The sequence below is a fragment of the Xenorhabdus szentirmaii DSM 16338 genome (assembly GCF_002632585.1).
GTDB classification, from domain to species: Bacteria; Pseudomonadota; Gammaproteobacteria; order Enterobacterales; family Enterobacteriaceae; genus Xenorhabdus; species Xenorhabdus szentirmaii.
The window spans coordinates 1,351,444-1,366,070 of record NZ_NIBV01000001.1 but is presented as its reverse complement, the minus strand read 5'-3'; the positions used below and the strand labels follow the sequence as shown (position 1 = coordinate 1,366,070).

At 42.5% G+C, this 14,627-nt stretch carries 13 protein-coding genes; 7 read left to right on the top strand and 6 right to left on the bottom strand.

Annotated elements, in window-relative coordinates; translation table 11 throughout:
• Positions 1-177 precede the first annotated feature (177 nt).
• Positions 178-375: an MbtH family NRPS accessory protein gene (locus Xsze_RS06285; protein WP_038240737.1), complete on the bottom strand. Its 198-nt coding sequence runs from the start codon at positions 373-375 to the stop codon at positions 178-180.
• On the bottom strand, positions 372-3,530 hold the full coding sequence (locus Xsze_RS06280; RefSeq protein ID WP_038240738.1) for a thioester reductase domain-containing protein: 3,159 nt from the start codon (positions 3,528-3,530) through the stop codon (positions 372-374). Before Xsze_RS06280 ends, Xsze_RS06285 begins: the two co-directional genes overlap by 4 nt.
• A gap of 964 nt (positions 3,531-4,494) precedes the next feature.
• On the opposite strand from Xsze_RS06280, the gene glpT reads away from it, so the two are divergent.
• Both glpT and glpQ read left to right on the top strand, forming a co-directional pair.
• Entirely contained in the window at positions 4,495-5,850 is a 1,356-nt protein-coding gene (gene glpT / locus Xsze_RS06275; RefSeq protein WP_038240739.1) for a glycerol-3-phosphate transporter, read from the top strand.
• A gap of 508 nt (positions 5,851-6,358) precedes the next feature.
• The gene (glpQ, locus tag Xsze_RS06270; protein WP_038240740.1) at positions 6,359-7,435 is read left to right on the top strand and encodes a glycerophosphodiester phosphodiesterase; all 1,077 of its coding nucleotides are present in this window, start codon (positions 6,359-6,361) and stop codon (positions 7,433-7,435) included.
• Between the two features lie 45 nt (positions 7,436-7,480).
• Here glpQ and epmA read toward each other — a convergent pair whose 3' ends face one another.
• The 4 genes from epmA to Xsze_RS06250 form a co-directional block, all read right to left on the bottom strand.
• A complete protein-coding gene (gene epmA / locus Xsze_RS06265) occupies positions 7,481-8,458 on the bottom strand; it encodes an elongation factor P--(R)-beta-lysine ligase (protein WP_038240741.1) in 978 nt (325 codons plus the stop codon).
• 421 nt (positions 8,459-8,879) lie between these two features.
• On the bottom strand, positions 8,880-9,230 hold the full coding sequence (locus tag Xsze_RS06260) for a hypothetical protein (RefSeq protein WP_038240742.1): 351 nt from the start codon (positions 9,228-9,230) through the stop codon (positions 8,880-8,882).
• A gap of 42 nt (positions 9,231-9,272) precedes the next feature.
• On the bottom strand, positions 9,273-9,608 hold the full coding sequence (locus Xsze_RS06255) for a hypothetical protein (protein ID WP_099138730.1): 336 nt from the start codon (positions 9,606-9,608) through the stop codon (positions 9,273-9,275).
• A 120-nt stretch (positions 9,609-9,728) separates the two neighbouring features.
• Entirely contained in the window at positions 9,729-10,070 is a 342-nt protein-coding gene (locus tag Xsze_RS06250) for a hypothetical protein (protein ID WP_099138729.1), read from the bottom strand.
• A gap of 697 nt (positions 10,071-10,767) precedes the next feature.
• On the opposite strand from Xsze_RS06250, the gene frdA reads away from it, so the two are divergent.
• From frdA to Xsze_RS06225, 5 genes are read left to right on the top strand one after another with little or no spacing between them, the layout of a single operon-like run.
• Positions 10,768-12,564 (top strand): fumarate reductase (quinol) flavoprotein subunit, encoded by a 1,797-nt coding sequence (gene frdA, locus Xsze_RS06245; protein ID WP_038241203.1) that lies wholly within the window; start codon positions 10,768-10,770, stop codon positions 12,562-12,564.
• Positions 12,557-13,291, top strand: coding sequence for a succinate dehydrogenase/fumarate reductase iron-sulfur subunit (locus Xsze_RS06240; RefSeq protein WP_038241204.1), 735 nt, complete (start codon positions 12,557-12,559; stop codon positions 13,289-13,291). Before frdA ends, Xsze_RS06240 begins: the two co-directional genes overlap by 8 nt.
• Before the next feature lie 14 nt (positions 13,292-13,305).
• The gene (frdC, locus tag Xsze_RS06235; protein ID WP_038241206.1) at positions 13,306-13,701 is read left to right on the top strand and encodes a fumarate reductase subunit FrdC; all 396 of its coding nucleotides are present in this window, start codon (positions 13,306-13,308) and stop codon (positions 13,699-13,701) included.
• Positions 13,702-13,718: 17 nt separating this feature from the next.
• Positions 13,719-14,072 (top strand): fumarate reductase subunit FrdD, encoded by a 354-nt coding sequence (frdD, locus tag Xsze_RS06230; RefSeq protein ID WP_038241207.1) that lies wholly within the window; start codon positions 13,719-13,721, stop codon positions 14,070-14,072.
• A 58-nt stretch (positions 14,073-14,130) separates the two neighbouring features.
• Complete coding sequence (locus tag Xsze_RS06225; protein WP_038241208.1) at positions 14,131-14,454, top strand: MFS transporter; 324 nt, start codon at positions 14,131-14,133, stop codon at positions 14,452-14,454.
• The last annotated feature ends 173 nt before the right edge of the window (positions 14,455-14,627 follow it).

The window sequence follows — 14,627 nt, the reverse complement described above, 5'->3', positions numbered from 1 at the left end:
TTCCTCTGGATCTACCGATCACACCAGTAAACTTATCAGGCATTCTCATTTCTTGCATGGTGGGTATGTCAATCTGCCATTGACAGATTTCGCGATGTGTAAGCACCAAAAATGGGCATCCCCCTGAGGGATATGCCCATGTGATGATTAACGATAATTGATAACGATGATTAATAATTAGTTTATGGCCTGTTGCTTTGTTGGTTCAGGCCAAATTACTGCAATGTGGTTCAAACATTCTTCCTTTGAACCCATCCTGCCAATTGCCATCCATCCCATAGGAATTTCATATTCAGAAGGCCAAACTGAATACTGTTTTTTAGCATTGATGACAACCATCCAATTCATAGCGTCATTTTTAGTGAGGGATTTCATGCTACGGCCTCCTCTTTGAAACTTTCTGGGATAACAGCAGGCAAGAAGCCTGTACTAATCAGATAATTCAGTACCTGATGGACATATTCAGCTGTAATTGTCGGACAACGGATATCACTGCCATTCAATCCTGCCAACGTATTTTTCAATTCGAGTTCAGGGCGGATCTCATTGATATAAGCAGGATCCAATGCCCGATAAGGTCTTTCTGTCATATCCCTGATCAGCGGGATCAAGGGGTACAGCGGATGTGAATCTTCTAACGCAAGGATCTTTTCTTTCCCTTCATCAAACGGTACAGGACTAAGAATGTAACCAAAGTCTTGTACCCAGTCGAAAAACTGCCGGATAGAAACTTGCTCAGGATTGAACAAGTTAAAGAATTTCCCATTTGAATCCGGTTTCTTGGAAAGATGTACCAACGATGCCGCCACATAATCAACGGGGGTAATATCAAGCAATAACGCATGATCCGGATAGAAGCCCATTGCCAGATAACCTTTCAGGGATGCGACAAGATAATCATTTCCTTGTGCCGCCCCGGTACGGGTGTGACCAAGGATTAAGCCTGGCCGATAGATGCTGACTGGCATTCCCCGTTTGCGGGCGATATTAATAATGCCTTCCGACACCCATTTGCTGCCTGAATAACCGGAAGGATCACGCACCGATTCACTCATGGCACGGTCATCTTCCATGTAGGGACGAGGAGATTCGGTTGCAAACAGCGCATTGACGGAAGAAACATAGTGGAAATGTTTCAAACGTGCAGTACTGGCAAGCTCCAATGCCGTTCTGGTGCCATCCACATTGATGCTTTTCAGTGCGCTATATGGATAAATGAAATTAACCAGAGCACCATTGTGGTAAATCACATCGACATTTTCGGCAAGTAGCTCCCACACTTCCGGCAGCAAACCAAAACGGGGCTGACCCAAATCACCGATCACAAAGTCTACCCGGGCAAGCCCATTCCCCACATCAATCTGATAATTATCAAACCCTGCCTTGATCCTGTCACGTGCATGCTCAGCATCTGATGCTCGGCATAAGCAGATAATTCTGGCTGAGGTCTGCTTCAATAATTCTTCCAGCAAATGCAAGCCAAGATATCCTGTTGCACCCGTCAACAATACCGTATCAGGTTGATACCAATTTGCATGAACGAGTCCATCAGGGCGAATGCTCTCCTTCAGATAAACATCATTTCTCAGCGTTTCAGCATGCTGACGGATTAACGCTTCACTATGATAATTTCCGATGACCTGAGCCGGATTTTCCTGATTCATGGCTATCATTTCATCCAGAATGGAGGAGATTCTGGCAATCGTCGGTTCAACATAAATGCCGGAAGTGGGTATCCTCACCGAAAAGACTTTTTCAATATTCTCTACCATGCGGGCAACCAGGATGGAATGCCCGCCAATCTGGAAGAAGTCATCAGTAATGCCAAACGAATCCGTTGCCAGCAAATCCTGCCAGATGGCATAGACACGCTGTTCTGTTTCTGTTTGCGGCTGTATCGCGTTATTACTTGCATTCAAGCGTTCCGCAACGTCTTCCAGCCGTTTTTTATCTCTTTTACCACTGCTTGTCAGCGGAATAAAAGGAATGCGGAAATATTCAGTCGGTATCCACGCTTCATGCAGCACTTCACGGAGCGACACTTGAGTTTCCTGTACCCAATCCTCTGCAACAACCATATTCTGGTGGAACAGGACAAATGCTTGGATTTTGGCAAAATCCCCACTGCCCGTTACGCGGATAATGGCATCCTGCACACCTTCTTGTTTTCTTAATGCGGTTTCAATCTCCCCCAACTCAATCCGAAATCCCCGCACTTTCACCTGATCATCCTGTCTTCCCATATAGATGAGAGAACCATCTTCAAGCATGCGCGCCATGTCCCCTGTCAAATAGGCCCTTTTGCCTTTTTGGGTCATATCAGGAACGTATCTTTTGGCCGTTTCAGTCGGATTATTGCGATACCCCGCTGTTACCCCTAACCCTCCGATGAGGATTTCACCCACAGTACCTTTAGGGACCGGGCGCAGGAAGTTATCTACAATCGTAATGCTGGTTCCGGGAATAGGGCCTCCCAATTGGACCTTATCCCCTTTTTTCATGCGAAACGCTGTTGACCAAATCGTGGTTTCCGTTGGGCCATAAACGTTCCACAGTGTACCGCCGGTTGCCGTTAATTGATCAGCGAGATCTTGTGATAACGCTTCTCCACCACACAGCATGCCCATTTCAGGGCGAGGTTTCCAACCGGCATTCAATGCCATCGACCAAGTGACAGGTGTTGCCTGAGCGAAGGTAAACCGTGGGTCTGACAATGTTTCAGATAACGCCATCGCATCACGTTGAGTGTCAATTGAAGCAATATAGATACTGCCACCATGAACAACCGTCAGCAACAATTCCAGGACTGAGATATCAAAAGAGAAAGTCGTCAGTGCCAACATATGGTCACGTTGGCTGACTGAGAGCAATTTACCAAAACCACATAAACAAGCCGTCAGATTTTCATGTTGTACTTGTACTGCTTTTGGCAATCCGGTAGAGCCTGAAGTGAACATAACATAAGCCGGGTGATCCCCTAACTCCGGAACATACACAACCTCTGGTGATTCGGTTGTCTCATTGATGTTTTGTGAGATAACTTTCATCGGAATTAAGGTTGATGCCTTAAGACCTGCCGACACGGTATCATCAGAAACCAGAATACTGTCAGGCAGACTGGCAAGAATATCATTCAGACGTTTTTCCGGCATCATGGTATTCAGAGGGATATACACTGCCCCAACCCGCCAAATGGCCTGCATGGTGACAAACCATAAGATCCCCCTTTGGGCCGCAACTGCAACATTGCTTCCCATTTTGACACCGTAACTGCGCAAAATATGTGAGGCACTCTCAATCCGTTGATTTAATTCACTAAATGTCAGCATTTCATATGAATCAGAAATCGCAATGTCATTTGGTAGAATTCTGGCTAATTCAGCTAACCGAGAGGGTACATTTTTAAACCATGGTTCTAGCTCTGCTGTCATATAACTGATCTTGCCCTCCATTTCAGATGGGCCAGCAGGGGAAAATTTTTGTCCAGTAAATGCTGTGTGTAATATTGCCTTGTGTGTGTAAGTATTCATAATGATGTTCTCATTCTGAGCTCCACCGGACTCATCACTTTTTATGATGAATGGAGCATCTGTGCTGGTAGTCTTTATCTTTCAGCGTTGGCCTACACTCAGTATTTATAAACACCTCGTGTTGACGTTAACTGAATCGTAAAAAAATAAAATAAAAAAAATATTTATAATTTAATGAATATATTAATTAGTATTATTTTGTAATCTTTTATCAATTTTAAAATCAACTTATATAAGGATGGTTATTTGTCGTGAAGCAGACCGTATTACGCCTATACCGCCTGAATCACACCACCCAATGTACTGATATTGTTATAATTTACTGAAAAAACAGTTACCAAGCATTGTACGGAAACTACGACCACAAGCATGAGTAACTATTTGTAGTAATATCCATTATTTTGAATTTAAATTTCAAACTCTTTATTTGTAATCCTATGCATAAAAAACGCAAAACATGTAAATAAAAAAGAATCACAATAGACAAATAAAGATATTATTCGATTTATAGTATCCGATAAACAACAATATTTGTTAAGACGTGAAAATAACAGCCACATTAGTTTATTAAATTAAATTTATACAGTGTTATATCTCTTTGAAATATATTTAGAAAAATTGATGCTTATACTGCACACTAAATAATTCCCTTAATAATAATAGGCCTTTGTGCGATAAAGAAAAAAAACGAACTTAAAATAGACAAAAATAAAAAATAAAGCTGTTTATTGTGACTCTCATCACAATAATGCAAAAAATTTGTATTTAAAAAAGAAAATAAATCGCTCAAAATCACATTTTCACGAAATTATCCCCATGTGTTAGCGATACCTCACAATTATATAAGATTGTTTTAGCTAATATTATCTTCGATATGGAAAATAATTAGTATAAATGTTTCGTTTAATAACATCGCTGTTCAACAGTGATAAAGTGCTCATACAAAAGTCGTGTGGAGACAAACATGTTAAGTATTTTTAAACCAGCGCCTCATAAAGCCCGGGTAGCAGATCAACAGATAGATCCACTCTATCAGCGCCTACGCTGGCAAATTTTTATGGGGATTTTCTTTGGTTATGCTGCCTATTATCTGGTAAGGAAAAACTTTACCTTGGCAATGCCCTACTTAATAGAGCAAGGTTTTACCAAAGGCGAACTCGGCACAGCACTGTCAGCGATTTCAATTGCATACGGATTCTCAAAATTCATTATGGGTTCCGTTTCAGACCGTTCAAACCCAAGATATTTCTTACCTGCGGGTCTGATACTGGCCGCAGCCGTTATGCTGTTTATGGGTTTCGTTCCGTGGGCAACTTCCAGCATCGCAGTCATGTTTGTCCTGCTATTCCTCTGTGGCTGGTTCCAGGGTATGGGTTGGCCTCCTTGTGGGCGCACCATGGTTCACTGGTGGTCGCAAAAAGAGCGTGGCAAGATAGTATCTGTCTGGAACTGCGCCCATAACGTCGGAGGTGGCTTACCTCCATTGCTGTTCCTACTGGGTATGGCTTGGTTCAATGACTGGAAAGCCGCACTATATATGCCTGCATTAGCAGCTATTTTAGTCGCCCTGATAGTCTTTGCTTTGATGCGTGATACACCACAATCCTGTGGTTTACCTACTATCGAAGAATATAAAAACGATTATCCAACTGATTATACGGAAAAAGATGAAAAAGAGCTGACTGCAAAAGAAATTTTCATGCAGTATGTTCTACCTAATAAATTGCTGTGGTTGATCGCATTTGCCAACATATTCGTCTACTTGCTGCGTTACGGCATTCTTGATTGGTCACCGACTTATCTACAAGAAGTGAAGCATTTTGACGTGAAGTCATATGCTTGGGCCTATTTCTTATACGAATACGCAGGCATACCAGGTACTCTGCTGTGTGGTTGGATGTCTGACAAAGTGTTTAACGGCAACCGTGGCGCAACTGGTGTCTTCTTTATGATATTAGTGACTATCGCCACTGTCGTATTTTGGTTGAACCCAGCAGGCAACCCAATTATTGACATGGCCTGCATGATTATTATCGGTTTCCTGATTTATGGTCCGGTAATGTTAATTGGTTTGCATGCTCTTGAACTGGCACCTAAAAAAGCAGCAGGAACCGCCGCTGGTTTTACTGGTTTGTTTGGTTATTTGGGTGGTTCAGTGTCGGCCGGTGCCATCGTTGGTTTCACCGTTGACCTCGTAGGCTGGAATGGCGGCTTTATTGTCATGATTTCTGGTTGTGTTCTTTCTATTCTGCTGTTGGCAATCGTTATGTTCGGTGAGAAAAAACATAAAGAAGAAATGTCCAACGCACTCGTGAAGTAACATGCTCAACACGGATTAAGCGTTATGGTAATCGCAGCATAATCAATAAGGTTATGCTGCGATTTTAATAATCGAACGTCTTAACTTATTGAATAACGCAATCATCCTGAAAAATTTCCCACTCATCCATATACCAATATCCTATTTGCCATTGATATCAAAGATATTAAAGTCTTATCCAATTTATTGTCATTCATATAAGCTGTTCTTATTAACCACAATTAAATTAGGAATAAATAATTCGTTTCTAATCTTATCACTCTGGTTAATTGACCATAAAAAAACAAAAACGAAAAATAAACTGTACGAAAAAGAAAATTTTTCTGTCATAAAACTGTGACATGATACGGGTAAAATCAATATCACTGATTGTGTTATGAAATTATTTTCTATAAAAAGCGAACTGAGTGATTAATCTATTTTTTTGGCTGTTGACAAAAAGTCGACCATGCAAAACATAACATCATTTTTGTTTAAGATTTTTATTAAAAAATAATGGAGAATCCTGATGCAAACCCCGATCAAGACAATTATGGCTGGCATTCTGTTGGCATCGTCAATATCAGGCATTGCACATGCAGCAGATAAAATTGTCATCGCACACCGTGGTGCCAGTGGCTATTTACCTGAACACACATTGCCAGCCAAAGCCATGGCTTATGCTCAGGGTGCTGATTATCTGGAACAAGATCTGGTTATGACCAAAGATAATGAACTTATCGTACTGCACGACCATTATCTTGACCGCGTAACGGATGTCGCAGAGCGTTTTCCTGATCGTGCCCGCGCTGACGGCCGCTATTACGCCATCGACTTTACCCTGCCAGAAATCAGGTCATTGAAATTCACCGAAGGTTTTGACATTCAGGATGGCAAAAAAATCCAAAGCTATCCCAACCGTTTTCCGATGGGAAAATCTGACTTCCACATCCATACTTTTCAGGAAGAATTGGAGTTTATTCAGGGTCTGAATAAATCAACCGGCAAGAATATTGGTATCTACCCTGAAATAAAAGCACCATGGTTCCATCGTCAGGAAGGCAAGGATATCACCACCAAGGTGCTGGAAGTTCTGAAACAATATGGCTATACCAAAAAAAGCGATAACGTTTATTTGCAATGCTTTGATGCCAATGAGCTGAAACGCATCAAAAATGAGCTGGAGCCAAAACTGGGCATGGATCTGAAACTGGTTCAGCTTATCGCCTATACTGACTGGAATGAAACTTACGAACAAAAACCTGATGGCACTTGGCAAAACTATAGCTATGAGTGGATGTTTAAACCGGGAGCCATGAAAGAAGTGGCAAAATATGCCGATGGGATTGGCCCTGATTACCACATGCTTATCGACGGTAACTCAACGCCAAACAACATCAAATTAACCGGGATGGTCAAAGAGGCGCACGCCAGCCATCTGGTCGTCCACCCTTATACTATCCGCATCGACCAATTGCCAAAATATGCCGCCAGCGGCAATCAGTTGTTTGATATCGTTTTCGACAAAGCCAATGTCGACGGTGCATTCACTGATTTCCCTGATTTAGCGGTGAAATTTTTGGAAAAACAGCACGAACACAAATAATCAGAAAGCATTGTCAAGGGCAGCCCAAAGCTGCCCTGATCATCATTACGAGATCCCCACAGGAAATGCAATCACCTCACTAATCCGCTCAGCACCCAGTGCCAGCATAATCAGGCGATCCACACCGAGTGCAACACCAGAACAATCTGGCAGACCGTGTGCAAGTGCTTCCAGCAGGTATTCATCTATTGGCTGAACAGGCAGCCCCATGGCTTCACGTTTACGGTTGTCCTGATCGAAACGCAAACGCTGTTCGTGGCTATCGGTCAGTTCATGAAAACCGTTCGCCAATTCCATGCCTTTAAAATAGACTTCAAAACGTTCCGCAACACGGTGATCTTCTTTGCTGATTTTGGCCAATGCCGCCTGTGAAGCAGGAAAGTGGTAAATAAACGTCGGTTTTTCAATGCCGATTTGCGGTTCCACGCCCATCACAAAAAGCAATTGCAGCAGGGTATCCCGATCCTCTTCTTGATCTGCGATATTACTGAGATCGAGTTTCGCCGCGACTTCTCGCAATTTCTCTTTACTGGCTGTCAGCGGATCAGTATTCAGATAACGGATGAATGCTTGTTGGTAGGAAAGCGATTCGGCACTTTCACAATCCAAAACTTGTTGCAACAGATCATCAACTTCATTCATCAAGCGGTACATATCGTAATGCGGGCGATACCATTCCAGCATCGTGAACTCTGGGTTGTGATGGCGACCCGCCTCTTCATTGCGGAAACTTTTTCCCATCTGATAGATGGAGCCACTGCCCGCCGCCAATAAGCGCTTCATATGGTATTCGGGGCTAGTCATTAAGTACAAGGTCAAGCCATCTGCCGCTCCCGGCCCGACAAATTCAGTCTGGAAAGGAACCAGATGAACGTCGGTGACAGTAGCCTGACTCATCGCAGGTGTTTCAATCTCCAACACCCCACGATCTGCGAAGAAGCGCCGTATTTCTGCCAGAATTTCTGCCCTTTTCAATAAATTAGCGATAGGGGCACTTGGCTGCCAATTCGCGACTTCGTTCATGTTCCTGCGACTCCAAAATAAAACAAAACGTGCAGTTTACCCGTATCAAGGCCACCAGACAAATTTTCAACACTCAATGGGCGAACGCATTCACTCCTGCCATTTTCTGCAATGCAAGTAGACAGAGTATCCTTTATCTCTATATGGAAAATCATAAGACATAAAATATAAAGTTTTGTTAAACATTTTTCTGATTTTGTTAGAGACAAATTATTAAATGTCAGCATGAGAATAAAAAGGAATTATAAAAATTAGATTAATTTAATATTTATAGAGGGACTGTAAGAATTCCGTCGTAGTTCCATTAATTAACATGGGCCTCCGTGCCCAAGTACCAAAAGGTACGATCTGGAATCAAAGATAATAGATGTAATAAACAAGAGAAAAGCTAACCTCATCTTAAACCCAAATAAGATATTGATCACCAGGGAGGGTGTGGATCGGGTGGTGTACCTTTTACCTCAATCATAATACCTGAAATGTAACCTACTGCAGGTGTAGGTGGATTACCTCCAACTCTTAATGACGTAATATACCTATTTCTATTTTTTAGCGCTTCCAATAATGCGAGATATATTCCAGTTCCACTTATACTATAATCCGCATATGCCAAAATATATACGCGCATTCCAGAGAATGCTGGACTTGTAACTTCCACAAAAAGATTATTATTTAAATAATCAGTTCTAAGTCGGTTAATTTTTACATTACGAAGAACTGTAATCTTATTTTGTGCCATATCATTTGACATTGATTTATCATTATTGTTCATATGATTATTCCTATAATAAATAAGTGAGCTATGAACTCAAAACTAATAGATGTCAACGCCTGAAATATAGCCGACGAAGGGAGTACCTTGATAGGCATCGGCAAATAATGATACTGGTTTACCTGTGGCTAAAGAGTCCAGTAACCCTTCATATGTTGCAAGTCCCCTCATCTGCTCAGAAGGATACTTAAATTCAAAAAAAATATACCCATGTACTGAATCATTAAGAGTGACCCTAATCTGATCATTTCTAGCCTGATCCTGAATCTGATAAATCTGCAACCTGTAAATTTTTACACTGCTATAAGTTGCTTCAACTTCATTTTTATCATTTAGTTTTGATGTATCAACTAAATCTGATTTATCTTTAATATTCATATAGTCACCTGTTAAATAACAATAAACTTTAATCATTTTTTATGGTGGTAATACGCTATATAAAAAAGATATAAAAATATTTATCTGTGATTATCTTAATATATATTTTTTTAAACCCTCTTATTTATAATAGATGTCAACGCCTGAAATATAACCAACAAAGGGAGTACCATGATAGGCATCGGCAAATAATGATACTGATTTACCTGTGGCTAAAGAGTCCAGTAACCCTGCATATGTTGCAAGTCCCCTCATCTGCTCAGAAGGATACTTAAATTCAAAAAAAATATACCCATGTCTTGAATCATTAAGCGTGACCCTAATCTGATCATTCCTAGCCTGATCCTGAATCTGATAAATCTGCAACCTGTAAATTTTTACACTGTTATAAGTTACTTCAACTTCATTTTTGTCATTCAATTTTGATGTATCAACTAAATCTGATTTATCTTTAATATTCATATAGTCACCTGTTAAATAACAATAAACTTTAATCATTTTTTATGGTGGGTAATACGCTATATAAAAAAGATATAAAAACATTTATTTATGATTATCTTAAAATATATGTTTTTTTAAAACCCCCTTTATTTATTTTAGGGGAATCATACATCAAGCAGATCAAAAAATCACCAATGCCATTAATCAAAAAACAAACATATAATCAAAATATATATAATTTTTCTTGTTGTCTTTACACGCAAAAATAACCCAACCACCTGATTAATAACATCTATTAAAACCATTAAATCAAACCATTATTATATATATTGATATATTTATTCAAAAAAATTCATGCAATATATTCAACTTAAACATATCACAAAGGTATATGACATTATTAATTTAATAAGTACCTTAAATTTTATATTAATTGTGGATGTTTGCTCCAATAACATCACGTCCATTAATCACAATAATATGTTTGCATTTTACATTAAAAAATTTGATAAGTAACTTTTCACTCAAAAGGTGAAATACATAAAAACATGCCTCAGATCAACTTTTACCAGCAAAACCCTACAAAACCCACATTCAGATCAAATTTAACCGCCATATTATTAGCTACAATGAAACAATATAACCAGTAAGAGATAGTCAACTTAACATTTTATTTTTATTTATTTTTTTATCCTCACTTGAACAACGGAGAAGCGCAGTGCAAACCATCAATGTCGACCTAGCGATTATCGGAGCTGGTGGCGCAGGGCTACGAGCAGCCATTGCTGCTGCTGAAGCTAATCCCCAGCTCAAGATTGCTTTGATCTCAAAAGTGTATCCTATGCGCAGCCACACTGTGGCCGCAGAAGGCGGATCAGCCGCAGTCACCCAGTCCCAAGATTCTTATGATTTTCACTTTAACGATACCGTGTCTGGCGGGGACTGGCTGTGTGAACAAGATGTGGTTGAGTATTTCGTCAAGCATTGCCCGACCGAAATGATCCAACTGGAACAATGGGGTTGCCCATGGAGCCGCAAAGAAGATGGTTCCATCAATGTCCGTCGTTTTGGAGGCATGAAAATTGAACGCACCTGGTTTGCCGCGGATAAGACCGGCTTTCATATGCTGCATACATTGTTCCAGACTTCCCTGAAATACCCCCAGATCCAGCGTTTTGATGAACATTTTGTGCTCGATATTTTAGTTGATGAAGGGCAAGCCCGTGGTTTGGTGGCATTGAATATGATGGAAGGAACGAAAGTTCAGATCCGTGCCAATGCCGTGATTATGGCCACCGGCGGTGCCGGGCGTGTCTATCGTTACAATACCAACGGTGGTATTGTCACCGGTGATGGAATGGGCATGGCATTCCGCCACGGTGTACCATTGCGTGATATGGAATTTGTGCAATATCACCCAACCGGTCTTCCCGGCTCCGGTATTTTGATGACTGAAGGCTGCCGCGGTGAAGGCGGTATTTTGGTGAATAAAGATGGCTATCGCTATCTGCAAGATTATGGCTTAGGGCCAGAAACACCTCTCGGACACCCTGAAAACAAATACATGGAATTAGGCCCACGCGATAAAGTTTCTCAGGCTTTCTGGCATGAATGGCGCGCCGGACGTACCATCGCCACCCCACGGGGTGATGTTGTGCATCTGGATTTACGTCATTTGGGCGAGAAAAAACTCCTCGAACGCCTGCCCTTTATTTGTGAGCTGGCAAAAGCCTATGTGGGAGTTGATCCTGTCAAAGAACCCATTCCCGTCCGTCCGACCGCACATTACACCATGGGCGGAATCGAAACCGATCAGCAATGTGAAACTCGCATCAAAGGGTTATTCGCTATCGGGGAATGTTCTTCTGTCGGACTGCATGGCGCAAATCGCCTCGGTTCCAACTCTCTGGCAGAGCTGGTTGTCTTTGGTCGTCTGGCGGGTGAAGAAGCCGTCAGGCATATTCAGGAAGCTACCCCTGCCAATGATAGCACCCTGAATGCCCAAACCCGCGATATCGAGGAGAAGCTCAATAATCTCTTGAACCAGAAAGGCGGTGAAAGCTGGGCCAAAATCCGTGATGAGCTGGGAACGTCCATGGAAGAAGGCTGCGGTATTTACCGTACACCAGAACTGATGCAGAAAACCATCGACAAAATTGCCGAATTAAAAGAACGCTTCAAACATATCGGAATCAGCGACCGCTCCAGTGTATTCAATACTGACCTGCTTTACACTATTGAGCTGGGCTTTGGTTTGGATGTTGCTGAGTGTATGGCCCATTCAGCGCTCAACCGCAGAGAATCACGTGGTGCCCACCAGCGCCTTGATGAAGGTTGTACCGAACGTGACGATGAGAATTTCTTGAAGCATACACTGGCTTTTTACACGCCTGAAGGTGCCCCCCGTCTGGAATACAGTGATGTGAAGATCACTAAATCTCAACCAGCGAAGCGCGTATACGGCGGTGAAGCGGCAGCGCAAGAGAAAAAACAGAAGGAGAAAGCGAATGACTGAGATGAAAAACCTGAAAATGGAAGTCATGCGCTATAACCCCGAAGTGGATAGTGAGCCTTATTTCACCACTTATGAAGTTCCTTACGATGAGCAAACTTCACTGTTGGATGCATTGGGCTACATTAAGGATAACTTGGCGCCTGATCTTTCTTACCGCTGGTCGTGCCGAATGGCTATCTGTGGCTCCTGCGGCATGATGGTGAACCGCGTCCCTAAACTGGCCTGTAAAACCTTTCTGCGGGAATATCCACAAGGCATGAAAGTTGAAGCGCTGGGCAATTTCCCGATTGAACGGGATTTGGTTGTCGACATGACGCACTTCATTGAGAGCCTGGAAGCCATCAAGCCTTACATCATCGGCAATGATCGCAAACCGGTTGATGGCCCGAACGTGCAGACCCCTGCCCAAATGGCGAAATATCATCAATTCTCGGGGTGTATCAATTGTGGCCTCTGTTATGCCGCTTGCCCCCAATTTGGCCTGAATCCTGAATTCATCGGGCCTGCAGCGATCACTCTGGCACATCGTTACAACCTTGATAACCGCGATAATGGCAAGAAAGAGCGTATGCCACAAATCAACAGCGATAACGGGGTTTGGTCTTGTACTTTCGTGGGTTATTGCTCTGAAGTCTGCCCGAAACATGTTGACCCGGCCGGTGCCATCCAGCAAAGCAAAGCTGAAAGCGCCAAAGATTTCCTTATCTCTATGCTGAAACCACAATAAGGGAGGAAAAATCAATGACAACCAAACGCAAACCCTATGTGCGCGGCATGGAAACCAATTGGTGGCGTAAACTGGGTTTTTATCGCTTTTATATGCTGCGTGAAGGGACATCTGTTCCGACGGTGTGGTTCAGCCTGCTGGTACTTTACGGTCTGTTTGCCCTGAAAAATGGCCCTGAAAGCTGGGCGGGTTTTGTCTCTTTCCTGCAAAACCCGGCTGTACTGCTGATAAATATCATTACCCTGCTGGCGGCTTTGCTGCACACGAAAACTTGGTTTGAACTGGCACCCAAAGCACTCAATATCATTGTCAAAAATGAAAAAATGGCACCCGGGCCAATTATCAAGCTATTGTGGGCTGTCACAATTATCGCGACTGCCGCGATTCTCGGCGTTGCACTATGTCTATAACCCCCAAGGAGGATCTGATGAATCAAGTACCTAAACGTTCCGACGAACCAATTTTCTGGGGGCTGTTTGGTGCCGGTGGCATGTGGAGCGCCATTGTTGGCCCTGCCATTATTTTGTTGCTGGGAATTTTGCTGCCGCTCGGTCTGGCACCAGAAGCGCTTTCTTATGAGCGGATTTTGACATTCTGCCAAAGTTTTGTCGGCCGCATCTTTTTGTTGTTGATGATAAGCCTGCCATTATGGTGTGGATTGCACCGCATCCACCACGGGATGCACGATCTGCAAGTTCATATCCCTGCCAGTAAGTGGGTATTTTATGGTGCGGCGGCTATTTTGAGTGTTGTTGCTGTTATTGGGGTATTTACGTTGTAATTGCGGTATGCCTGCTGTCTTTCAAGATGCGGCCTTATTGGCTGCATCTTGAAAATCATTGGATATCAATATTGTTTTTGTCGCATTACCTGAAATTGGCAAAGGTCTTGGTTTTTCAGAACAAACATTACAATGGGTTGTGAGTGCATACACCGTATTTTGTGGTGGATTTCTACTTTTTGGTGGCCGGGCAACCGACCTGTTAGGCCAGAGGAGAATGTTCATTACGGCTCTCTGGCTATATGCGATTTCATCCTTGATAGGTGGGCTTGACTGGCGCCCAGAAGTCATTATTGCGGCTCAGGCAGTACAGGTGATCGGCGGTGCGTTTCTATTCCCTGCAACATTATTTTCAATAAGCACAAAAATATCATACTGTTAGAGTGAAACGCATACTGATGTTATTTCGCATCCGTAGAACGGCGTCTATCATTTCTTTCCGCCGTTTATGAACGTTTTTACCCCACAGCTCAAACTAATTTCTCTGGCAGGAGGAACAAGTATTCTTTCTTAACACGGTGGCACGCGCCGTCTGCTGAACGGAATTTGATTAAA